Source organism: Paracoccus sp. PAMC 22219, assembly GCF_000787695.1.
Taxonomy (GTDB): Bacteria; Pseudomonadota; Alphaproteobacteria; order Rhodobacterales; family Rhodobacteraceae; genus Paracoccus.
The window spans coordinates 18,826-41,532 of record NZ_BBPH01000005.1; the positions used below are offsets into that span (position 1 = coordinate 18,826).

A 22,707-nucleotide genomic window follows, 5' to 3' on the forward strand; every position below is an offset into this window, starting at 1 on the left:
TTGCGAAACCCCGGCCCTACGCCGGGGTTTTTTCTTGGCGCGCGTTCACGAAATCGCGGCTTGAAGCCCGGCCCCCCGCTGGCCTAGCCTCTCGCTGGTTCAGCCCGGGAGAGAATACATGCGCCACGCCGCCCGCCTTGCCACGCTGCTTCTTGGAATCGCCGTGGTCCCTGCCTGGGCGCAGGACGCGGCCAGCGATCCGACGGTCATCAAGACGCATGGCATCGCCACCTTCGGCGACCCCGTGCTGCCCGCGGACTTTCCGCATCTGCCCTATGTGAACCCCGACGCGCCCAAGGGCGGCGAGATGTCCCAGCACGGCATCGGCACCTTCGACAGCTACAACCCCTACACCTTCCGGGGACGGGCCACGGCGCCATCGGTGATGATGCTGGAACCGCTGATGGAATCGGTGCTGGACGATCCCTATTCGATGTACTGCCTGCTGTGCGAGACGGTGGAATATCCCGAAAGCCGCGACTGGATCATCTTCAACCTGCGCCCCGAAGCGCGCTTCAGCGACGGCAGCCCGCTGACCGCCGACGACGTGCTGTTCACGTTCGAACTGCTGCGCGACAAGGGCTTTCCGTCCTACAGCGAGGCGCTGCGGACCCGCGTCGCCGGCGCGACCGTGCTGGACACGCACCGCATCCGGTTCGACTTCATGCCCGACATCGAACGCCGCGACGTGCTGGGCCTGATGGGCAACCAGTCGATATTTTCGCGCGCCGAGTTCGAAGCGACGGGCCGCGACATCCAGCAGACCAGCACCACGCCGTTCCTGGGCTCCGGCCCCTACATGTTCGACAGCGCCGATTTCGGGCGCTCGATCACCATGCGGCGCAACCCGGACTATTGGGGCAAGGACCTGCCGATCAACCAGGGCCGGCACAACTTCGACACGCTGAAGTTCGAGTATTTCGGCGATTTCGATGCCGCCTTCGAAGCGTTCAAGGCCGGCATCTATACCTTCCGGGTCGAGCCGTCGGAGCAGTTGTGGTCGACCGGCTATGACTTTCCCGCCGTCGCCGCCGGTGCCGTCGTCAAGGAGGAGATCCCCGACGGCGTGATCGCATCGGGCGACGCCTGGGTCTTCAACCTGCGGCGCGAGAAGTTTCAGGACATCCGCGTGCGCGAGGCGATCGGGCTGATGTTCAATTTCGAATGGTCGAACCAGGCGCTGTTCTATGGGATGAACACCCGGCTGGACAGCTTCTGGGACAACAGCGATCTGCAGGCCGAAGGCCCGCCCACGCCCGAGGAGCTGGCCCTGCTGGAGCCTGTGGCGGCCGATCTGCCGCCGGGCATCCTGACCGACGACCCGGTCACCACCCCCGTCAGCGGCGAACGCCAGCTGGACCGCGGCAACGCGCGCCGCGCGGCGGCCCTGCTGGACGAGGCGGGCTGGGCCACCGGCACTGACGGCATTCGCCGCAACGCCGCGGGGCAGACGCTGCGGGTCGAGTTCCTGGACTTCAACCAAAGCTATGATCGCATCGTGAACCCCTATGTCGAGAACCTGCGCGCCATCGGCGTGGACGCGGTCCTGTCGCGGGTCGATCCGTCGGAACTGACCACCCGCACCCGCAGCCACGATTTCGACATCGTGCGCGACAGCCTGGGCAACGGTTACGGCATCGGCGGCGGCACCGCGCAGGCCTTTGGGTCCGAACACAGCGACGACGTGTTCAACCCGATGGGCCTGGCGAACCCCGCCATCGACCGCCTGATCGAGATCGGCAGCGCCGCATCGACCTTGGAGGAGAACACGCTGGCGATCCGCGCGCTGGACCGCGCGCTGCGCAGCCTGCGGTTCTGGATCCCGCAATGGTACAAGCCGGTGCACACCGTCGCCTATTGGGACGTCTATGACCGGCCCGACAGCCTGCCGCCCTATGGGTTGGGGGTCACCGACTTCTGGTGGTACGACCAGCCCCGCGCGGACGAGCTGCGGGCGGCGGGCCAACTGCGCTGAGACAGCGATGCGCTTGATTTCCCGGCGCGGATTGCCGACAAGCCCAGATAACGACAAGGCCCCGCCAAGGGGCACGCACCGAACGGGGAAGGGCATGCGCTGATGGGCGCCTATATCTTGCGGCGACTGCTGCTGATCATCCCGACCCTGATCGGGATCATGTTGGTGAACTTTACCCTGACGCAATTCGTCCCCGGCGGCCCGATCGAACAGATCGCGGCTCAGGTCCGGGGCGAGGGCGACGTGCTGGGCAACCTGGCCGGCGCCACCGCCGACAGCGCCGAACAACTGGGCGGCGATGCGGGATACGAGGGCGCGCGCGGCCTTCCGCCCGAATTCATCGCGCAGCTGGAAAAGGAATTCGGCTTCGACAAACCCCCGGTCGAGCGGTTCTTTTCCATGCTGTGGAATTACATCCGCTTCGATTTCGGGACCAGCTGGTTCCGGTCGATCAGCGTGATGGACCTGGTGCTGGAAAAGATGCCGGTGTCGATCACCTTGGGGCTGTGGTCGACGCTGATCGCCTATGTCATCTCGATCCCCCTGGGCATCCGCAAGGCGGTGCGTGACGGGTCGCGGTTCGACACCTGGACGTCGGGCGTGATCATCATGGCCTATGCGATCCCGGCATTCCTGTTCGCGGTCATCCTGATGGTGCTGTTCGCGGGCGGGAGCTATTGGCAGATCTTTCCGCTGCGCGGCCTGACATCGGACAATTTCTCGGACCTGTCCGTCTGGGGCAAGGTCAAGGACTATGCCTGGCACGCCGCCCTGCCGGTGATCGCCGCGACGATCAGCAGTTTCGCCACGCTGACGCTGCTGACCAAGAACAGCTTTCTGGACGAGATCAACAAGCAGTACGTGATGACCGCCCGCGCCAAGGGCCTGACCGAACGCAAGGTGCTGTACGGCCACGTGTTCCGCAACGCGATGCTGATCGTGATCGCGGGGTTTCCGGCGATGTTCCTGGGCGTGTTCTTCGGGTCGTCGATCCTGATCGAGACGATCTTCTCACTGGACGGGTTGGGCCGCCTGGGCTTCGAGGCCGCGGTCCAGCGCGACTATCCGGTGATCTTCGGCACGCTGTATGTCTTCGGCCTGATGAGCCTTGTGGTCGGCCTGCTGTCCGACCTGATGTACGTCTTTGTCGATCCGCGCATCGACTTTGAGAAAAGGGCCGGCTGATGGCGATGTCGGAACTGAACCGCCGCCGCTGGCGCAACTTCCGCCGCAACGGGCGCGCCTTCTGGTCGTTGGTGATCTTTAGCGTCCTGTTCGTGACCGCGATGTTCGCCGAGATCGTGGCCAACGACAAACCCATCGTCGTCCGCTATCAGGGCGAATTGTACTGGCCCGCCTATAATTTCTATCCCGAAACGGCGTTCGGCGGCGATTTCGGGACCGAGGCGATCTATCGCGACGAGGCCGTGCAGTGCCTGATCGTCAGCGGCGGCCGAGAGGAATGCTGGGACGAGCCCGACGGCTTCATGGCCGCGGTGCGGTCGGGGTCCACGGACGTGCCAGAGGCGGAACAGGGCTGGATGATCTGGCCGCCGATCCCCTATCACTATCGCACCATCAACAACGTCGGAACCGCGCCGTCCGCGCCCGACGGCAACCACCTGCTGGGCACGGACGACACCGCGCGCGACGTGCTGGCACGGGTGATCTACGGGTTCCGCACCTCGATCCTGTTCACGCTGATCGTGACGGTGGTGGCCTCGACCATCGGCATCACGGCGGGCGCGATCCAGGGCTATTTCGGCGGCCGTACCGACCTGGTGTTCCAGCGCGTGCTGGAGATCTGGGCATCGACGCCCAGCCTGTACGTCATCATCATCCTGTTCGCGATCCTGGGGCGCGGCTTCTGGCTGCTGGTGTTCGTCACCATCCTGTTTGGCTGGCCCGCGCTGGTGGGCGTGGTGCGGGCGGAATTCCTGCGGGCGCGGAACTTCGAATATGTCCGCGCGGCGCGTGCCTTGGGCGTCAGCGACCGCAAGATCATGTTCCGCCACATCCTGCCCAACGCGATGGTCGCCACGCTGACGATGATGCCGTTCGTCGTCACCGGCACGATCAGCGGGTTGGCCGCGCTGGATTACCTGGGCTATGGCCTGCCCGCCGGGGCGGCATCCCTGGGAGAGATGGCCTTGCAGGCGAAACAGAACCTGCAGGCGCCGTGGCTGGCCTTCACGTCCTTCTTCACCTTCGCGATCATGCTGTCGCTGCTGGTGTTCATCTTCGAGGGCATCCGCGATGCCTTCGACCCCCGAAAGACCTTCCGATGAGCGATCAGCCCGTCCGCCCCGCCGCAGGCGCCATGCCCGCCGTGGCAGAACAGCATGGCGGGTCGATGCCCGGCGCATCGCAGGCGCGCCCTGTGCCCGCGCCCTCCACCGACGCGGTGCTGGCCGTCACCGACCTGCGCATCGGCTTTCGGTCCGAGGGCGTCCTGACCGCCGCCGTCAAGGGCGTCAGCTTTCACATCAACCGGGGTGAGACGGTGGCCCTGGTCGGCGAATCCGGGTCGGGCAAGTCGATCACCGCGCTGTCGACCGTGCAGCTGCTGGGCGCCTCGGCCGAGGTGCAGGGGTCGGTGAAATATGCGGGCCGCGAGATGGTCGGCGCGTCCGACCGCACCCTGCGCGAGATCCGCGGCAACGACATCAGCTTCATCTTCCAAGAGCCGATGACCTCGCTGAACCCGCTGCACACGCTGGAAAAGCAGCTGTCGGAAAGCCTGGCCCTGCACCAGGGGCTGTCGGGGGCCAAGCGCGCACGCGGATCATCGAGCTGCTGACCCGCGTCGGCATCCGCGACCCGGAAACGCGCCTGGCCGACTATCCGCACCAGCTGTCGGGCGGTCAGCGTCAGCGCGTGATGATCGCGATGGCCTTGGCCAACGGTCCCGACCTGCTGATCGCGGACGAACCCACCACCGCGCTGGACGTGACCATCCAGGCCCAGATCCTGGCCCTGCTGGCCGAGCTGAAGGCCGACGAAGGGCTGTCGATGCTGTTCATCAGCCACGACCTGGGCATCGTGCGCCGCATCGCCGACCGCGTCTGCGTGATGAAGGACGGAGAGATCGTCGAGCAGGGCGCGGTCGAGGACATCTTTGCCCGTCCCCAGCACCCCTATACCCAAAAACTGCTGGCCGCCGAACCCAAGGGCCAGGCCGACCCGGTCGCCCCCGACGCGCCGGTCCTGGTCGAGACGCGCGACCTGAAGGTCTGGTTTCCCGTCAAGCGCGGCCTGCTGCGCCGGGTGACGGGGCATATCAAGGCCGTGGACGGCGCGACCCTGTCGCTGCGCGCGGGCGAGACCCTGGGCATCGTCGGCGAATCGGGGTCGGGCAAGACCACGCTGGCCTTGGGGATCATGCGGCTGATCGAAAGCGACGGCCCGATCCTGTATCTGGGCCAGGACATCCAGACCTGGACCAGCGGCCAGCTGCGCCGCCTGCGCCGCGACATGCAGATCGTGTTCCAGGACCCGTTCGGCAGCCTGTCGCCCCGCATGACGATCGAGCAGATCATCACCGAGGGCCTGGGCGTCCACGGCGTCGAGCCGGGCCGCGACCGCCGCCAGATGGTCACCGAGATCATGACCGAGGTCGGGTTGAACCCAGACCTGATGCACCGATATCCGCACGAATTCAGCGGCGGTCAGCGCCAGCGCATCGCCATCGCCCGCGCGATGATCCTGCGCCCCGAGGTCGTCGTGCTGGACGAACCGACCAGCGCGCTGGACATGACCGTGCAGGTGCAGATCGTGGACCTTCTGCGCGACCTGCAGCGGAAGTACGGGCTGGCCTATCTGTTCATCAGCCACGACCTGCGCGTGGTGCGCGCGATGGCGCATCACATCATGGTCATGCGCGCCGGAGAGGTCGTGGAACACGGCAGCGTCGCCCAGATCTTTGACGCGCCCCAGCAGGATTACACCCGCGCCCTGCTGCGCGCGGCCTTTCCGATCCACGAATGAAGATCCTGTTCGTCCACCAGAACTTTCCGGGCCAGTTCCCGCATCTGGCCCCTGCCCTGGCCGCGCGCGGGCATCAGGTGCTGGCCCTGACGGATGAGAACAACCAGCGGCCCAGCCCGATCCGGACCCTGCGCTACAAGGCGCCGGGGGCGGTGCAGACCGACAGCGCCCTGGGCCGGACCTATGCCGAACATGTCGAACGCGGGTTGCTGGCGGCGCGTGGGGCGCGCGCGCTGCGCGACCGTCACGGGTTTCACCCCGACATCGTCATCGGCCATCCGGGCTGGGGAGAGACGCTGTTCCTGAAGGAAGTCTGGCCCCACGCCCGCCTGCTGGTCTATGCCGAGTTGATGTACCGCACCCGCGGCCATGACGTGGGCTTTGACCCCGAGATCAGCCCCGACCGGGACGAGGTGCGGTTCATGACCGTCGCGCGGTCCGCGCATCTGGTCCAGGCGATGGTGCAGGCCGATGCGGCCATCGCGCCCACCCGCTATCAGGCCGACAGCTTTCCCCCGGACCTGCGCGGCAAGATCACCGTCATCCATGACGGCATCGACACCGCCCGCGTGGCCCCGGACCCCGCAGCCCGCCTGACCCTGCCGGACGGCCCGACCCTGCGCGCGGGGGATGAGGTGCTGTCCTTTGTGTCCCGCTCGCTGGAGCCCTATCGCGGGTTTCACGTCCTGATGCGGGCGCTGCCCGAGGTTCTGGCCGCGCGTCCCGACGCGCAGGTCGTCCTGGTCGGGGCCGAGGGCACCAGCTATGGTGCCAAGCCGCGCGATGCGAACAGCTGGAAGGACAAGCTGCTGGCAGAGGTCGGGGGCCGGCTGGACCTGTCGCGGGTGCATTTCCTGGGCCGCGTGCCCTATGGCGACTATCTGTCGCTGATGCAGGTCGCGCGGGTGCATTGCTATCTGACCTATCCGTTCGTTCTGTCCTGGTCGCTGACCGAGGGGATGGCGGCGGGGGCCTATGTCGTGGCATCCGACACCGATCCGGTGCGCGAGCTGATCACCGACGGAGTGAACGGGCGGCTGGTGCCGTTCTTCGACATTCCGGCGCTGTCGGGCGCCCTGATCCGGGGGCTGGAGGGCGACCCGCAGGCCGATGCGATCCGCAAGGCGGCGCGGGCCACCATCCTGGGGGGCTATGATCTGGCGTCGCAATCGCTGCCGCGCCAGATTGCCTGGGTGGAAAGCCAGGGCGCGATGCGATAGACCCTTGGCCACGCTTGCCAAAAGGGCCGCATCATGACGCAGATCAGGCTGACCAACACCCGCACCCGCCGCAAGGAGGACTTTGTCCCCATCGATCCGGCCAATGTGCGTCTGTATCTGTGTGGGCCCACCGTCTATGACCGCGCGCATCTGGGCAACGCCCGGCCGGTGCTGGTCTTCGATCTGCTGGTCCGGCTGCTGCGGCACGAATACGGCGACCGGGCGGTCACCTATGTGCGCAACTTCACCGACGTGGACGACAAGATCAACGCGGAGGCGCAGCGCCGCCGCGCGGCCGGGTCCGACCTGTCGCTGGAGGCGCTGATCGCTGAGCGGACCGAGGAGACGATCGGCTGGTATCACGCCGACATGGATGCGCTTGGCGCGCTGCGCCCGGACCATGAGCCGCGGGCGACGGCCTATGTCGGCCAGATGGTCGCGATGACCGCGGACCTGATTGCCAAGGGCCACGCCTATGAGGCCGAGGGGCATGTGCTGTTCGACGTGCGGTCCTTCCCCGATTACGGCCAACTGTCGGGCCGGTCGGTCGATGACATGATCGCGGGCGCGCGGGTCGAGGTGGCGCCCTTCAAGCGCGATCCGATGGATTTCGTGCTATGGAAGCCGTCGTCGGACGACTTGCCTGGCTGGGACAGCCCCTGGGGCCGGGGGCGTCCGGGTTGGCACATCGAATGCTCGGCCATGTCGGCGGCGCTGTTGGGGCCGCATTTCGACATCCACGGCGGCGGCATCGACCTGCAATTCCCGCACCACGAGAACGAGATCGCGCAGAGCTGCTGCGCCCACCCGCAAGCGGGCTTCGCCAATGTCTGGCTGCACAACGAGATGCTGCAGGTCGAAGGCAAGAAGATGTCCAAGTCCTTGGGCAACTTCTTCACCGTCCGTGACCTGCTGGATCGGGGCGTGCCCGGAGAGGTGATCCGTTTCGTCATGCTGTCCACGCATTACCGCAAGCCGATGGACTGGACCGAGACGAAGGCGCAGGAGGCCGAAGCCGTGCTTCGGCGGTGGCATGGGCTTGTTGCGGGCATCGAACCCGCAACAAGCCCGGCACCCGCGCTGATCGAGGCGCTTGCCGATGACCTGAACGCTGCGGGTGCCATCGCGGTGTTGCACGACCTGGCGGGCCGGGAGGATGCGGCAGGTCTGCTGGCGTCGGCCCGGATGCTGGGGCTGCTGTTGCCGGGCATGGGAGAGTGGGCACAGGCCGATGGCGAAGCGGCAGGCCAGATCGAAGCACTGCTGGCCGCGCGCCTGGCGGCACGGCAGGCGCGTGATTTCGGGCGGGCGGATGCGATCCGCGACGGGTTCGCGGCGGCGGGCGTCGAGGTCAAGGATACGGCCCAGGGCCCGGAATGGTCGCTGGCCGCAGGGTTCAACCCGGCGCGGCTGGCCGATCTGGCCCGGACCCACGGCACATGACCCTGGAGGCCTGCACCGAGGCGCTGCGCCAGCATGACCCTGACCGGTTCGGCGCGGTGCTGGTGGCCGAGGCGGCGGACCGCCCGGCGCTGGTCACATTGTACGCGCTGAATCTGGAGATCGCCCGCGCGCCGTTCCAGTCGGCCGAGCCGATGCTGGCCGAGATGCGGCTGCAATGGTGGATCGACCGGCTGGAGCAGATGGGGCAGGGCACCGCGCCGCCGCTGCATGACGTGCTGACGCCCTTGTGGGAAGCTTGGGGGACCGATGCGGGCGCCCTGTCGGACCTGGCCGAGGCACGGCGCAGGGATTGCGAACGCCAGCCGTTTGACGGGCCGCAGGCGGTGCTGGCCTATGTCGATGCGACGGCGGGCGCGCTGATGTGGACCGCCGCGCGCCGCTGCGGCGCGCCCGAGGGCGCGCGAGAGATCGTGGCCCATCAGGCGCGCGGGGCCGGTCTGGCCGCGTGGCTGCGCGCGCTGCCGCAATTGCAGGCAGTCCGCTTGGGGCTGGAACCGGCCCGCCCCGAGGACGCGCAGACGCTGGCCGAACAGGCGCGCGACGGGTTGCGCATGGCGGCGCGGATGCACCGCAAGCTGCCGCGCCGGGCGGCGGCAGCGCTGTATCCCGGGCCCCGCGTGCCGCGCCTGTTGTCCGAGATCATGGCCGGGCGCACCGATCCGTTCGAGGCCACGACCCCGATCACGCCGTTTCAACGGCGCGCGTCGCTGGCGCGGCTGGCGCTGACCGGGCATTGGTGGCGCTAGGCGGGCCAGAAACCTCTTTTCCTTGCGCGCGGCCTGTGACAGCAATTGCGAAAGGCCCGGCGGGGCGGACGGAGGGGGATCGCCATGGCAAAGGCCAAGTTCGACGATCAGGCGCGGGCCGGGCTGTCGCTGATCGCACCGCCGTTCCTGTATGCGCTGGTGATCCTGGCGGCACCGCTGCTGACCATCCTGGCCTACAGCTTTCTGACCGACGGCTATCTTGAGATCATCCGCGACTTCACGCTGGACAACTATACCCAGGTGCTGACCGATCCGATCGTGCGCACGGTGATGCTGCGGTCGCTGGTCGTGGCGGCCATCGTGACGCTGGCGACCGTGGTGATGGCCTTTCCGGTCGCCTATTACGTCAGCTTTTGCGTGCGGCCCGAAAAGAAGGCCATGTGGCTGTTCCTGATCACGATTCCCTTCTGGACCAGCTATCTGATCCGGGTGTTCCTGTGGAAAGTGATCCTGGGATATAATGGCGTCATCAACTCGTCCCTGACGGGCCTTGGCATCATCGACGAGCCGCTGACCTTCATCCTCTACAACACCAACGCGATCGTGCTGACGCTGGCCCATGCCTATGCGCCCTTCGCGATCCTGCCGATCTTCGTGGCGCTGGAAAAGATCGACCGCTCGCTGCTGGAGGCCGGGCGCGATCTGGGCGAAAGCCGGCTGATGACCTTCTGGCGGGTCACTCTGCCGCTGGCGATGCCGGGCGTCATCGCGGCGGTGCTGATCGTGTTCATCCCGACCATCGGCGACTATGTCACACCCGAGGTGATCGGCGGCGGCAAGATCCCCATGATCGCCAACCTGATCCAGGTCCAGATGCTGGCGCTGGACAACCGGCCCCTGGGATCCGCGCTGGCGGTGACGGCGATGGCCATCGTGGCGGTGGTCAGCCTGATCTTCCTGTTCCTCAACCGTCGTTTCCTCAAGGTGCGCCAATGAACCGCCAGGGACGCGGCCTGCAGGCCTATGCCATCTTCTATCTGCTGTTCCTGTACGCGCCGATCATCCTGCTGCCGATGTTCGCGTTCAATTCCGGCACGATCATCGCCTTTCCACTGCAGGGGGTGACGACCGACTGGTTCCAACAGATGTGGGCCGATGCGACGCTGCGCCGGGCGCTGACCAATTCGCTGACGGTGGCGGTGGCGTCGTCGATCCTGGCCACGTGTTTCGGCATCTTCGCGGCACGCGCCTCGACCCGGTTCGTGTTCCCGGGCAAGGGCGGGATGATGGGGTTCATCATGCTGCCCATGGTGCTGCCGGAAATCATCGTGGCCATGTCGCTGCTGGTCGTGCTGCTGGGCATGGGGGTGCAACTGTCGCTGATGACGGTCATCGCGGGGCACACGCTGATCTGCATGCCCTATGCCATCGCCGTGCTGACCACGGCATTCTCATCGCTGGACCGCAGCCTGGAGGAGGCGGCTTACGACCTGGGCGAAAGCAAATGGGGTGCGTTCCGGCTGGTCACGCTGCCCCTGGTCATGCCGGGCATCATCAGCGCGCTGCTGATCAGCTTCACCATCAGCCTGGACGAATTCATCCTGGCGTTCTTTCTGGCGGGGAACGAGCCCACGCTGCCCACCTATATCTTCAGCCAGCTGCGCTTTCCGCGCGCGATCCCCGTCATCATGGCGTTGGGCACGGTGCTGGTGATCCTGTCGATCGTCCTTCTGGCGATCGGCGAATATTTCCGCCGCCGGGGCAATGCCCGCATCGGCGGCAAGCCCACCGGAGGGTTGATGTGACCGAAGCCAAGCCGATGATCGAATGCAAGGGCGTCCACAAGTATTACGGCGACTATCACGCGCTGCGCGGGATCGACCTGACCATCCGGGCCGGAGAGTTCTTCTCCCTGCTGGGCCCATCGGGCTGCGGCAAGACCACGCTTCTGCGCACCATCGCGGGCTTCGAGGATATCAGCGACGGCGCCATCCTGATCGGCGGCAAGCGCATGGAGGAGGTGCCCGCGAACAAGCGGCCCACCAATATGGTGTTCCAGTCCTATGCCATCTTCCCACACCTGACCGTCGCCGAGAACGTGGCCTTCGGCCTGCGCCGCGATCCGCGCTCTAAGGCCGACAAGGCCGCAGCGGTCGAGGAGGCGCTGGCGATGGTCGGCCTCAAGGGATACGGCGCGCGGTCCGCCCATGCCCTGTCCGGGGGCCAGCGGCAGCGGGTGGCGCTGGCCCGCGCGCTGATCCTGAAGCCCAAGGTGCTGCTGCTGGACGAGCCGTTGTCCGCGCTGGACCGCAAGATGCGCGAACAGATGCAGGTCGAGCTGATCAAGCTGCAGCGGCAGGTGGGCATCACCTTTGTCCTGGTCACCCATGACCAAGAGGAGGCGCTGGTCATGTCCGACCGCATCGCCGTCATGTTCGAGGGAGAGATCGCACAGCTGGACGGCCCCGAGGCGCTGTATGCCCGCCCGGCCACGCGCCGGGTCGCGGATTTCATCGGGGTGATGAATTTCCTGCCCGCCACGATCCTGTCGGAGGCGGGCGGCATGGTCACCGTCGATGTCGCGGGCCTGGGCCAGGTCGAGCTGCCAGAACGCCAGATCAGCCGCGCCAATCCCGACGACGAAGGCGCGGTGATCGGTTTCCGCCCGGAAACCATGACCCTCGTTGGCGCGGGCGCGACCCATACCCAACCCCGCGAAACCAACGCCACCATCGACGAGGTCGTCTATTACGGCGACATGACCTATTACGACCTCAGCCTGGACGGGGTGGCGCGCAGCGACGGAAAATCGCGCACCGTCCGGATCTCCATGCGCAACGTCTTTGGCCGCGACGTCCAGGAGGTCGGCACGCGGACGCGGCTGGCGTGGTCGCCCGGATCGCTGGTGCTTTTTCGCTGACGCGAAGGGGGGCCTGTTCCGCTAGCGCGGTGTCAGGCTGACCCAGATGCCGTCGCGCGCCCGGATCGTCAGTCGGGCGACGGGCATCGGCTGGCGGTCCGTGACCTGCAACCGCCATCGCGCGGTGATGGCGGCCAGCATCACCACCCCCTCGATCATCGCCAGCCCCGCGCCGGGGCAGGCGCGCGGTCCGGCTGAAAACGGCAGAAAGGCCGCGCGGGCGCTGGCGCGGCCTTCGGTCGTGTCCCACCGGGCGGGGTCGAAATCGTCGGGCCGGTCCCACAACCGGTTGTGCCGGTGCAGGTGCCACGGAGAGATCACCAACTGCGCCCCGCGCGGCACATGACGGTCGCGAAACGTCTCGGCGGTCGTGGCCTCGCGCACGAACATGGCGACGGCGGGATACAGGCGCAGCGCCTCGCGGAACACGGCGCGGGTGGCGCGCAATCCGCTGACGCTGGCGAAATCGTCCAGGGTCGCGGCCTCCTCCGCGACGCGGTCCTGCCAGTCAGGATGGGCCGCCAGCAACCACAGCGCCCAAGCCAGGACGGATGCGCTGGTCTCGTGCCCCGCCAGGAACATCACCGCGACCTGGTCGATCATCTCGGCTTCCGAAAACGGCGTGCCGGTGTCCGGGTCGGGGGTGGTCATGATCCGCGTCGCCAGATCGTCGGGCGCGGTGCCCGCCGCGATGGCGCGCGCGCGGTCGCGGACAAGGTCGCGGATCAGCCCGCGGATGCGCGCGGCGGTGGCGCGGGTGCGGTGCGAATGCGGTCGCGGCATCCATGCGGGCAGGGGCAGCAGGGCTGCCAGGTTCACCAGCGGCTGCGCCGCCTGATGGTCGCGGAACGCCTCGAACACGTCAGCGGCGATGCGGTGTTCGACGGGCAGGGAAAACAGGGTGCGAAAGATCACGTCGGCGGCGGCATGGGCTGCATGGGGCTCAACGTCCTGCACCCCCGGTTCCAAGCGCTGGCTGGCGGCACGCGCGGCATCCAGCACGGCGGGAAAGCTGTCGCGCAGGCGGCCGCCGTCGAAGGCCGGGTCGATGATGCGCCGCTGGCGCGCCCAGTCCGCGCCGTTCGCGATGAAGACCCCGTTGCCCAGCAGCGGCGCCAGCCCCTCGCGCATGCGGTTCGATTTCGGGAAATCGCCGGGGCGGTCCTGCAGGATCAGCCAGATCAGCGCCGGGTCGTTGCAGAAGAAGCTGTGGATCAGCGGATTGCGGAATTCGGCCATCCAGGCGCCGTACAGCCGTTCCGGCAGCGCGCCCAGCAGGTCGCGGGTCAGCGCCATGGGCGCGGCGACGTTCAGCGCCAGCGTGGCCGCGATCTGGGCGTCGTCGGTGGTGCCAGCCGCGCCGGAGGGCACCATGCCGGCATTGTTGATCAGGATGTCCAGCCCGGTTCCCGCGACCGCACGCGCGATCGCGGCGCGGCCGTCGGGGGTGGTGACATCCGCCGGCAGGACCAACGCATCGCGCAATCCGGCGGCGGTCTGTTCCAGGGGTGCCGCGCGGCGGCCCACCAGGATCAGGCGATGGCCGTGACGGTCGGCCTGGATCGCCAGCGCGCGTCCGATGCCCGACCCGGCACCCGTGATCAGGACCGTCATGCCGCCACCCCGGCGGCGGGCAGCGGCACCAGCAGCGCGCCGGGACAGCGGGCGATCCGCGCGGCCACCTGACGGTCGGCAGTGCCCGACGGGCGGGTCAGTCCGACCTCTCGCGGGTCGGCAAAGACCAGCGCGTCAGGGCGGGCATAGTCGGGCAGCCGTGCCAGCCGCGCGGTCAGCGCCGCCATGTCGGGGCTGCCCGTGGCCGCCAGGACCAGCATCAGCCGGTCGCCCTCGGTCAGGATCAGGGCGGCGGCGGGGATGGCCGGATCGGCCAGGGCCGCAGCCTCGACCCATTCCGGCGCGATGTTGCGCCCCGAGGCGCGCAGGATCATCGCGTCGCGCCGCCCCAGCACCGTCAGGCGTCCATCGGTCAACTGGCCCAGATCGCCAGTCCGCCACGGCCCGCGATGGGGCGCGTGACCCAGATAGCCGGACATGACGGCGGGGCCATCCACCACGATCTCTCCGTCATCGATCCGCAGGTCGATACCATCCAGCGGGACCATCGCGGTGCCGCCCGCAGGGGTCATGGCCACGACCGACGATGCCTCGGACAGGCCATAGCCTTCGGCCACGGGCAGGCCCAGGGCGCGTGCCTCGGCCAGAAGGGCGGGCGAGACGGGCGCGCCGCCCACGGCGATATAGCGCAGGCTGTCCGGCGCCCGTGCGCCCTGCCGCAGGGCCGCGACCCACAAGGTCAGCTGGCGCGGTGCCAGCACGGTCACGGTCGGGCGACAGGCCGCGGCAATGCGCGCCAGGGCGGTGCCGTCGCCCGTGAACAGGCAGGCCGCCCCTTCGGCCGCGATGACGGTTTCCGCGCCGGTCAGCACCGGCACGAAGATGCCGCAGATCTGTTCCAGCAGCTGCGCCTGCGGCAGGACGGACAGATAGCGGTCGTCCGGCATGGCCCCGATGGCCGCGGCCAGCGCGCGGGTCTGGGCGGTCAGCTGGCGGTCGCCCAGCACGACCCCCTTGGGCCGCCCCGTCGTCCCCGAGGTATAGATCACCCGGTCCGCGCCCCCCGCATAAACCAGCGGCAGCGACCTGTCCGATTGTGGCAGCAGGTCGATCAGCGCGGCCCCCGAATCCGCCAGCAGATGGTCGACCTGCCCGGTCGAAAAGAAGCCCGGCACCGGCACCACGCGGCATCCGGCCAGCGTCGCCGCCAGATCGGCGATGACATAGTCCAGCCCGACAAGCCGCAGGCCCACAGTGCGGGGGCCATCGGTAAAGCCCGCGGCGGTGCGACCGACGGTCCGGGCCAGATCGGCCCAGCTGATCCGGCGGTCGCCGTCGCGAAACGCGGTGGCGTCGGGCCGTTGGCGGGCATGGCGGGCGAGGGCGTCGAAGATCGGGGTCATTGGGCGGAAACCTTGCGAAGGATGCGGGACGGGCGGGGCATGAAGCGCAGCGGCTCTGACCGTTCGGCCAGTGCGCAGACCCACGGGTCGGCGTCGTAGTACCGGCCCCAGCAGGCCGCATCGGACAGGCATTCGGCCCGCGCCGGGGCCAGCGCCAGCAGCGGCACGCCGGTCCGCTGCAGCATCGCGACAAGGGCGGCGGTGGCGGTGAACAGGCCCCAGCTTTTGCCGCGCAGGCGGGCATCAGCGGCGATCGCCTCGATCAGGGGCAGGGTGGCGATGGGGCGGGGGCAGGCCATCGACACGACCTCCAGAATGTCGTCATCGCGAACTTCGCGCCCGCTGCGTTCGGTCAGCAGCCGGGCGACCGGCTGGTCCAGATAGACCTGCGAAAAGAACCCCGCCGCCGCATCGCGCAGCCCCGCCGCCCCCAGCACCGCGCCGGATGCCGACCGTGCGACGGCCAGCGGGACCGCGGGCAGGGTCATGGTGGCCCCGTAGGTGTCGTGGAAATGCGACTGGATCATCAGGGCTGCGGCCTGCCAGCCGGGGTCGGGTGGTGACAGGATCTGCATGTGCATGGCATGGTCGGACAGGTGGCGCAGTGCATGCATGGCGGGGCCTTTGCGTGGTTCGTGCCCCCCGTCTGACCGCCGAAGCTTGCAGCAGGCTTACAGGCCCCGGCGCCGCCATCACGACGCCGTGAGGCTCCGATTTCCGTTGCTCCGGGCGTCTGGTCCCGCCATGTCTGGACGGGACGAAGGGAAATCCGATGCGTGTCCTGGTGATCGAAGACGAGGCCGATATCGCCGATGCGCTGGTCCGGTTCCTGCGGGCGCAGGGGCATGCGGTCGATCACGTGCTGGACCTGGACACTGCGCGGGCGGCGCTGGAAGTGGCGGCGTTCGACGCGATCCTGCTGGATCTGGCGTTGCCGGACGGGTCCGGGCTGACGCTGCTGCGCGAACAGCGCCATCGCGGCAACCGGGTGCCGGTGATCATTGCCACCGCGCGCGACCAGATTACCGAACGCATCGCGGGTCTGGATGCGGGCGCGGACGATTACGTCGTCAAGCCCTATGACCTGTCAGAGATAGAGGCCCGTCTGCGCGCCCATGCCCGCCGCGCCTCGGGCGACCCGGCCACGGAAAGCTGGCTGGGTGGGCTGCGCGTTGACCGCGCCGGTGCCCGGCTGTTCCGCGAGGATACCGAGATCCGCCTGACCTCTCGCGAATGGGCGCTGTTCGATGCGCTGCTGTCGGCGCGGGGCAGGGTGCTGTCCAAGCAGGTGCTGGAGGATCGTCTGTACGCCTTTGACGATGCCATCGAAGGGAACGCGGTCGAGGTCTATGTCTCGCGTCTGCGGGGCAAGCTGGGGGCCGATGCGATCCAGACCCGGCGGGGCCTTGGATACCTGATCCCGTGACGCGGCCTTGGTCCCTGCGCGGGCGGCTGGTCCGCCGGGTGGTGCTGGGGGCCTGTGCCGCATGGCTGGCAGGGGTCGCGTTGGCGATGCTGGTCATCTCTCACGAGATGACCGAGCTGATGGATGACAGCCTGGAAGGCTCGGCCCGGCTGTCGCTGGCGCTGTATCGGGGGGCGGGGCAGGTCGGAGACCTGGTGTCGGGCGACAATGCGATCAGGATCGTCGAGGCGGGCGTCGCGGTGACCGAGGCGCCCTGGCCGCCGGTGACGGGCGATGGCGGCCAGGACCTGCCCGGCTGGCGGGTCTTTCGGCTGTCCGATCCCGACAGCGACATCGTCGTCGAGGTCGGTCATACCAGCGCGTGGCGACGCGACGAACTGCGCGAAAGCCTGTTCTGGCTGGTGGCGCTGATGCTGCCGGTGCTGCTGGCGGCGCCCATCGCGATCCGGGGGGCGGTGGGATCGGCGCTGCGCCCGGCGACGCGGTTTGCGACCGAACTGCGCGGGCGGTCCGCGCAGGACCTGTCCCCCGTCGTGACCCCCGACCTGCCGGTCGAGCTGGCCCCGATCCCGCAGGCGCTGAACGGCTATCTGGACACGATCCGCGCCCGGATCGACGCGGAACGCCAGTTCGCGACCAACGCGGCGCATGAGCTGCGCACCCCCATCGCCGCCGCATCGGGACAGGCCCAGCTGATCGCCGCGGGTCTGGCCGACGGCGCGGCGGCGGGGCGGCTGGCGGGGGCGCTGGGCCGCATGGCGCACCTGGTCGAACGGCTGCTGCAGCTGTCGCGGGCCGATGCCGGGGCGATGGGCGCGGGCTCCTGCGATCTGGTGCGCGTGGCGCGGATGGTGATCGACGATGTCGGCCAGCCGGTGATGTTCGACGATGGAGAGATGACGACGGCCCCCGTCCCCATCGACCCCGACGCGCTGGCGCTGATCCTGCGCAACCTGCTGCGCAACGCGGCCGATCACGGGACGGGGGACCTGCGGGTGCTGATTTCGGCCGGGCCGGTGCTGACCGTCAGCAATGCCGTCGGCCCGGGCGCGGCTTTTAGGCATGCCACCTTCGACAAGGGCGTGGGCTCTCATGGTGCCGGGCTGGGCCTTGCCATCGTGACGCGCATGGCCGCGGCCCACGGGCTGGGCGTGCGCTATGCGATGACAGCCGATCGTGCCCGGGTCACGTTGGACTTTGGTCAGGGCGCACCGGGCCCGGATGCCTGAGGGTGCGTCCCCGCGATGCGGATTAAGCGACCTTTTGTCTTTTGCACAGGTCGGGCATATGCTGGCCAGATGGATCAGGGAAAGACGTCGCAGCAGCAGGATCGGGACGATCAGGGGTCGATGGACCCCCAGCCCGCTGGCCACGTGCCGCCCACGCTGAAAAGCGACACCCGGCAGACCAACTGGCGCCGTGCCAACCTGCTGAAATACAGCGCCCACCTTGCGGTGCAGCGGGCGCTGGCCTCCGGCCAGTTGCAAAAGCGCCCGTGCGAGGTCTGCGGCGCAGAGACGGTCGATGCCCATCACGACCATTACGACCAGCCGTTGGTCGTGCGCTGGCTGTGCCGGACGCATCACGTCAAGCTGCACCATTACGGCGAGGACATGTTCCCGGTCGGCAACAGGGCGGATGATCAGGACTGAACGATCGCCCTGCCACAAGGCGTTTCGCCCGCATTATCTGACGGGCATAGTGCACGCACAGCGGCGGCGATGCGAAGACCGGATCCGCAGCACGGATCCGGCGATCGGTCTTACGGCTGGCCCACGACGTTGGCGACCCGCGCAATATCAGGTGTGTACCAACGACATAGCCCGTCGCCGGCACATCCCTACCATGCGTTGTACGCCAGGTACTTGCCCGACATCTCCAGCTTGACGCGGTCGCCCTTGGGGTTGGCCACGCGGGTCAGCGACATCTCGAAATCGATGGCGGACATGATGCCGGTGCCGAACTTCTCCTCGATCAGGGCCTTGATGGTCGGGCCGTAGACGCCGAAGATCTCGTACAGGCGATAGAGGCAGGGGTCGGTCGGCACCGCCTGGCTCCAGATCTTGGTGGGCGATTCGGACAGCAGATCGGCCGCGCCGGCCGGCAGGTCCAGCGCGGTGACCAGCGCCTGTGCCTTGTCAGCGGGAAAGGCGTTCATGCCCATGCAGGCGGAATGCGTGAACACCGGGGACATGCCGATGCGTTCGGCGATCCCTTCCCAGGACAGGCCCTGCGCCTTTCTGGCGGCCAGGATCAGGGCGGTGACATCCTCGCGGGTCAGGGTGGGGGCAATCTGGTCTTTCATGGTCGTCTCCTTGGGGTAAAGGGGGTCACAGGCCCAGCTGGGTCAGGCACGGGTGATCGGCGGGGCGGGGGCCTGCGTCCAGTGGAACAGGCGGTCGCCATCCCCGATGGCCAGATCGTTGATGGATGCGTGGCGCACGGCCATCAGGCCGCCGGCGTCGAACTGCCAGTTCTCGTTGCCATAGGACCGGAACCACTGGCCCGCCGCGTCATGCCATTCATAGCAGAACCGCACGGCGATGCGGTCGGGGGCGTGGCACCACAGCTCCTTGATCAGGCGATAGCCCTGTTCGGCCTGCCACTTGCGGGTCAGAAAGGCCTGCACCTGATCGCGGCCGTGCAGAAACTCGGACCGGTTCCGCCAGACGGTGTCGGGCGTATAGGCCAGCGCCACGCGGGCCGGGTCGCGGCCATTCCAGGCGTCCTCGGCCATGCGGACCTTGAGGATCGCGTCGTCGCGCGAAAAGGGCGGCACCGGCGGGCGGGTCATTCGGCGATGGCCCGCAGGTGCGCGGGTGCGGGTGCGGGCGGCGCCGTCAGGTCGATGCGCACCCTGTCCGGGCTTTGCGCCGCCCCGCCCGACGCCTGGCCCGCCAGCTCCTTGGACCGCTTGCCCAGGAACTGCACCAGGTGGTTGCGGATCGGATAATAGTTCGGGTGATCCACGATGTCGGTGCGGGTGCGGGGCCGCGGGATGGTGATCTGGACCGATTCCGCCACGCGGGCAAAGGGCCCGTTGGTCATCAGCAGGATGCGGTCGGCCAGCAGGATCGCCTCGTCGATGTCGTGGGTGATCATGAACACGGTCTGGTTCGTGCCGCCCCAGATCTTGAGCAGCTCGTCCTGGATGGTGCCGCGGGTCAGCGCATCCAGCGCGCCGAACGGCTCGTCCAGCAGCAGCAGCTTGGGGTGGTTGGCAAAGGCGCGGGCGATGGACACGCGCTGGCGCATGCCGCCCGACAGCTGGCTGGGCTTGCGGTGGATCGCCTCTGCGCTGAGTCCGACCATCGACAGGTATTCGGTCGACACCTCGTCGACCTTGGCGCGGCTCCAGTCCGGGTGGCGGGCGCGCACCCCGAAGCGGACATTGCCAAGCGCGGTCAGCCACGGCAGCAGGGAGTAGTTCTGGAACACCACGCCGCGGTCCAGGCTGGGGCCGGAAATCTCGGTCCCGTCCATGGTGACGACGCCGGAAGTGGGCTGCGCCAAGCCCGCCAGGATGTTCATGATCGTCGACTTTCCGCAGCCGGAATGGCCCAGGATCACGACGAATTCACCCTTTTCGATGCCGAAGCTGGCGTTTTCAAAGACGGTCATCCGACCGCCCTTGCCGTCGGGAAAGCGCTGCGACAACAGCTCGACGCTGACAAACGGTTTGCTCATCGGATGGCTCCCTTATTCCGCATAGGTCAGGCGGCGCTGCAGGACCGCGAAGACGCTGTCCAAAAGCATGCCGACGATGCCGATCAGAAGGATCGAGAAGATCACGGACGACAGGTCCAGGTTGTTCCACTCGTTCCAGACGTAATACCCGATGCCGGTGCCGCCGACCAACATCTCGGCCGCGACGATGACCAGCCAGGCGATGCCGATGGAAATCCGCATGCCGGTGATGATGGTGGGCGCCGCCGCGGGCAGGATCACGGTCAGCGCGGTGCGCAGGGACCCCAGTTCGTGGGTGCGCGCCACGTTGACCCAATCGGCCCGCACGCCCGACACCCCGAACGCGGTGTTCAGCAGCATCGGCCAGATCGAGCAGATGAAGATCACAAAGATCGCGCTGGCCTCGCTGTCCTGGATGATGAACAGCGCCAGCGGCATCCATGCCAGCGGAGAGATCGGCCGCAGCACCTGGATGAACGGGTTCAGCGCCTTGTAGGCCACCGGCGACATCCCGATCAGGAAGCCAAGCGGGATCGCGATCAGGGCGGCCATGCCGTATCCGGTCAAGACGCGGCCCAGGGAATAGGCGATCTGGATGCCGATGCCCTTGTCGTTCGGGCCCGCGTCATAGAACGGATTGCTCAGCTGTTCCCACGCCTTGACGGCGACCTGCGACGGGGCGGGGATGCCCGCGCGGGCAGAACCGCCGCCCATCAGGCGTTCGTATTCGGTCATCTCGGTTGCCAAATGCTGGGCTGGGATCGCCAGTTCCCAAGCCAGCAGCGCCAAGGCCAGGATCAGCACGGACAACAGCGCCGCGCGGCTGTTTTCGGACCAGACGCTCATGCGCCGCGTCCGATGGCAAAGCTGGCCAGATATCCTTCGGGATCGGCGGGATCGAAGGTCTTGCCCATGATCTGATGGCTTTTGTAGTTCTCGGCCGGGGCGTCATAGCCCAGATCCTGCATCACGCTGCGGGCGTCGGTGGCCAGATAGACCTGCTCGGCGATGCCGCGATAGTCGACGTCACCGTCGATATAACCCCACCGCTTCATCTGGGTCAGGATCCAGACGCCCATGGACTGCCACGGAAAGGGGTCGAAATCGATCCGGTCGGGCACCTGGCGCACCTCTCCCAGCCCGTCGGCGAATGTGCCGGTCAGCACCTGTTCGATCACCGGCACCGGCTGGTTCAGATAGTTGGCGGGCGCGATGGCCTGGGCGATCTCGGACCGGTTGGCGGGGTCGCTGGCATATTGCGTGGCGTCGATGATGGCGCGCAGCAGGGCGCCATAGGTATTCGGCATCTCGGTCGCGAACCGGGCGGGTGCCGCGAAGGCGCAGCAGGGATGGCCCTCCCACAGGTCCTTGGTCAGCAGGTGGATGAATCCGATCCCCTCCCACACGGCGCGCTGGTTGAAGGGGTCGGGCGATAGGAACCCGTCCAGGTTCCCCGCGCGCAGGTTGGCCACCATGTCCGGCGGCGGCACCACGCGGATCTGGATGTCGCGGTCGGGGTCCAGCCCGTGTTCCGCAACATAGTACCGCAGCAGAAAGTTGTGCATCGAATATTCGAAGGGCACGCCGAAGGTCAGGCCCTTCCACTGTTTCGGGTCGCGCTTGTCCATGTGGTCGTTCGACAGCACGATGGCCTGGCCGTTGATGTTCTCGACCGCCGGCATGATGAACGGCTGCGCGGTGGACCCGGCGCCCATGGTCATCGCCAGCGGCATCGGCGTCAGCATGTGGCTGGCGTCGTATTCGCCCGACAGCGACTTGTCGCGCGCCACCGCCCAGCCCGCCGTCTTGATCACTGACACGTCCAGACCGTGACGGGCATAGAACCCCATCGGTTCGGCCATGATGATCGGCGTCGCGCAGGTGATGGCGACGAAGCCGATGTTGAGGTTGGTCTTTTCCAGCGGACCCATCGCGTCCAGCACCGCGGCCTTGGCCTGATCCAGCGGCAGGACCGATGCCAGCGCCGCCGCCATCGTGCCGCCGCCCAGCATGCCCATGAAGGACCGCCGCGACACGTCGCTGTGCCCGAACACCGACCGGACGATCGCGCTTTCCACGGCGCGCTCGATCATCGCCTCGGTCGATGCGGGGGCGGTCTGGGCCACGGTCGCGCAGCGGGTGCAGGCGCACCCCGCGCCGTGGCGCAGGTCGGTCTGGGCCGAGAAGGGATCACCCAGGGCTCTGATCGTCATGTCGGACCTCGTTCATTTCGGTTGGGTCCAGTTTGCGGGCGACGGAGGTGTCGGAAAAAGTCTCATGACAAAACTGCCTAAATTTTATTTATTTATTAATTTCATATAGATATGGGCTGTCACTACCCGC

Annotated in this window: 20 protein-coding genes and 2 pseudogenes; 14 read left to right on the forward strand and 8 right to left on the reverse strand. The window is 67.7% G+C overall.

Annotated elements, in window-relative coordinates:
- Nucleotides 1–118: 118 nt before the first annotated feature.
- The 11 genes and pseudogenes from TY51_RS01480 to TY51_RS01525 all read left to right on the forward strand — a co-directional run bounded on the left by TY51_RS01480 (nucleotide 119) and on the right by TY51_RS01525 (nucleotide 12,273).
- Complete coding sequence (locus tag TY51_RS01480) at nucleotides 119–1,975, forward strand: extracellular solute-binding protein (RefSeq protein WP_042244929.1); 1,857 nt, start codon at nucleotides 119–121, stop codon at nucleotides 1,973–1,975.
- A 102-nt stretch (nucleotides 1,976–2,077) separates the two neighbouring features.
- A complete protein-coding gene (locus tag TY51_RS01485; RefSeq protein ID WP_042244932.1) occupies nucleotides 2,078–3,160 on the forward strand; it encodes a microcin C ABC transporter permease YejB in 1,083 nt (360 codons plus the stop codon).
- Nucleotides 3,160–4,263, forward strand: a complete 1,104-nt coding sequence (locus tag TY51_RS01490; protein ID WP_042244936.1) for an ABC transporter permease — start codon at nucleotides 3,160–3,162, stop codon at nucleotides 4,261–4,263. The genes TY51_RS01485 and TY51_RS01490 overlap by 1 nt, the downstream gene beginning before the upstream one ends.
- 65 nt (nucleotides 4,264–4,328) lie before the next feature.
- Nucleotides 4,329–5,110: pseudogene (locus TY51_RS24445) on the forward strand (ATP-binding cassette domain-containing protein); the annotation flags it as partial.
- 18 nt (nucleotides 5,111–5,128) lie between these two features.
- Entirely contained in the window at nucleotides 5,129–5,962 is an 834-nt protein-coding gene (locus TY51_RS24450) for an ATP-binding cassette domain-containing protein (RefSeq protein ID WP_373960216.1), read from the forward strand.
- The gene (locus TY51_RS01500) at nucleotides 5,959–7,182 is read left to right on the forward strand and encodes a glycosyltransferase (RefSeq protein WP_042244939.1); all 1,224 of its coding nucleotides are present in this window, start codon (nucleotides 5,959–5,961) and stop codon (nucleotides 7,180–7,182) included. Before TY51_RS24450 ends, TY51_RS01500 begins: the two co-directional genes overlap by 4 nt.
- Before the next feature lie 33 nt (nucleotides 7,183–7,215).
- Nucleotides 7,216–8,625, forward strand: a complete 1,410-nt coding sequence (cysS, locus tag TY51_RS01505) for a cysteine--tRNA ligase (protein ID WP_042244942.1) — start codon at nucleotides 7,216–7,218, stop codon at nucleotides 8,623–8,625.
- Nucleotides 8,622–9,392 carry a squalene/phytoene synthase family protein gene (locus TY51_RS01510; RefSeq protein ID WP_042244945.1) on the forward strand — a complete coding sequence of 257 codons (771 nt, stop codon included), beginning with the start codon at nucleotides 8,622–8,624 and terminating at the stop codon, nucleotides 9,390–9,392. Before cysS ends, TY51_RS01510 begins: the two co-directional genes overlap by 4 nt.
- Nucleotides 9,393–9,476: 84 nt before the next feature.
- Nucleotides 9,477–10,349: an ABC transporter permease gene (locus tag TY51_RS01515; protein WP_042244948.1), complete on the forward strand. Its 873-nt coding sequence runs from the start codon at nucleotides 9,477–9,479 to the stop codon at nucleotides 10,347–10,349.
- On the forward strand, nucleotides 10,346–11,158 hold the full coding sequence (locus TY51_RS01520; protein ID WP_042244950.1) for an ABC transporter permease: 813 nt from the start codon (nucleotides 10,346–10,348) through the stop codon (nucleotides 11,156–11,158). Before TY51_RS01515 ends, TY51_RS01520 begins: the two co-directional genes overlap by 4 nt.
- Before the next feature lie 14 nt (nucleotides 11,159–11,172).
- Nucleotides 11,173–12,273, forward strand: coding sequence for an ABC transporter ATP-binding protein (locus TY51_RS01525; protein WP_042245011.1), 1,101 nt, complete (start codon nucleotides 11,173–11,175; stop codon nucleotides 12,271–12,273).
- A gap of 21 nt (nucleotides 12,274–12,294) precedes the next feature.
- On the opposite strand, the gene TY51_RS01530 is transcribed toward TY51_RS01525, so the two are convergent.
- The 3 genes from TY51_RS01530 to TY51_RS19980 are packed head-to-tail and all read right to left on the reverse strand — an operon-like array spanning nucleotide 12,295 to nucleotide 15,865.
- Nucleotides 12,295–13,887 (reverse strand): cytochrome P450, encoded by a 1,593-nt coding sequence (locus TY51_RS01530; protein ID WP_081994646.1) that lies wholly within the window; start codon nucleotides 13,885–13,887, stop codon nucleotides 12,295–12,297.
- A complete protein-coding gene (locus tag TY51_RS01535; protein WP_052649648.1) occupies nucleotides 13,884–15,251 on the reverse strand; it encodes a class I adenylate-forming enzyme family protein in 1,368 nt (455 codons plus the stop codon). Before TY51_RS01535 ends, TY51_RS01530 begins: the two co-directional genes overlap by 4 nt.
- Nucleotides 15,248–15,865: a thermostable hemolysin gene (locus TY51_RS19980; protein WP_052649650.1), complete on the reverse strand. Its 618-nt coding sequence runs from the start codon at nucleotides 15,863–15,865 to the stop codon at nucleotides 15,248–15,250. The genes TY51_RS01535 and TY51_RS19980 overlap by 4 nt, the downstream gene beginning before the upstream one ends.
- A gap of 158 nt (nucleotides 15,866–16,023) precedes the next feature.
- On the opposite strand from TY51_RS19980, the gene TY51_RS01545 reads away from it, so the two are divergent.
- From TY51_RS01545 to TY51_RS01555, 3 genes are all read left to right on the forward strand, one after another.
- Complete coding sequence (locus TY51_RS01545; protein ID WP_042244954.1) at nucleotides 16,024–16,677, forward strand: response regulator transcription factor; 654 nt, start codon at nucleotides 16,024–16,026, stop codon at nucleotides 16,675–16,677.
- A complete protein-coding gene (locus TY51_RS01550; protein WP_042244957.1) occupies nucleotides 16,674–17,906 on the forward strand; it encodes a HAMP domain-containing sensor histidine kinase in 1,233 nt (410 codons plus the stop codon). The genes TY51_RS01545 and TY51_RS01550 overlap by 4 nt, the downstream gene beginning before the upstream one ends.
- A 69-nt stretch (nucleotides 17,907–17,975) precedes the next feature.
- Nucleotides 17,976–18,329: a hypothetical protein gene (locus TY51_RS01555; RefSeq protein WP_197054596.1), complete on the forward strand. Its 354-nt coding sequence runs from the start codon at nucleotides 17,976–17,978 to the stop codon at nucleotides 18,327–18,329.
- A gap of 188 nt (nucleotides 18,330–18,517) precedes the next feature.
- Here TY51_RS01555 and cynS read toward each other — a convergent pair whose 3' ends face one another.
- The 5 genes and pseudogenes from cynS to TY51_RS01580 all read right to left on the reverse strand — a co-directional run bounded on the left by cynS (nucleotide 18,518) and on the right by TY51_RS01580 (nucleotide 22,577).
- The gene (cynS, locus tag TY51_RS01560) at nucleotides 18,518–18,982 is read right to left on the reverse strand and encodes a cyanase (RefSeq protein ID WP_042244960.1); all 465 of its coding nucleotides are present in this window, start codon (nucleotides 18,980–18,982) and stop codon (nucleotides 18,518–18,520) included.
- Between the two features lie 25 nt (nucleotides 18,983–19,007).
- Nucleotides 19,008–19,471, reverse strand: a pseudogene (locus tag TY51_RS01565) (DUF1348 family protein).
- Complete coding sequence (locus TY51_RS01570; protein WP_042244963.1) at nucleotides 19,468–20,364, reverse strand: ABC transporter ATP-binding protein; 897 nt, start codon at nucleotides 20,362–20,364, stop codon at nucleotides 19,468–19,470. Before TY51_RS01570 ends, TY51_RS01565 begins: the two are co-directional and overlap by 4 nt.
- 12 nt (nucleotides 20,365–20,376) lie before the next feature.
- Nucleotides 20,377–21,210 (reverse strand): nitrate ABC transporter permease, encoded by an 834-nt coding sequence (gene ntrB / locus TY51_RS01575; RefSeq protein WP_042244965.1) that lies wholly within the window; start codon nucleotides 21,208–21,210, stop codon nucleotides 20,377–20,379.
- On the reverse strand, nucleotides 21,207–22,577 hold the full coding sequence (locus tag TY51_RS01580; protein ID WP_042244968.1) for a CmpA/NrtA family ABC transporter substrate-binding protein: 1,371 nt from the start codon (nucleotides 22,575–22,577) through the stop codon (nucleotides 21,207–21,209). Before TY51_RS01580 ends, ntrB begins: the two co-directional genes overlap by 4 nt.
- Between the last annotated feature and the right edge of the window lie 130 nt (nucleotides 22,578–22,707).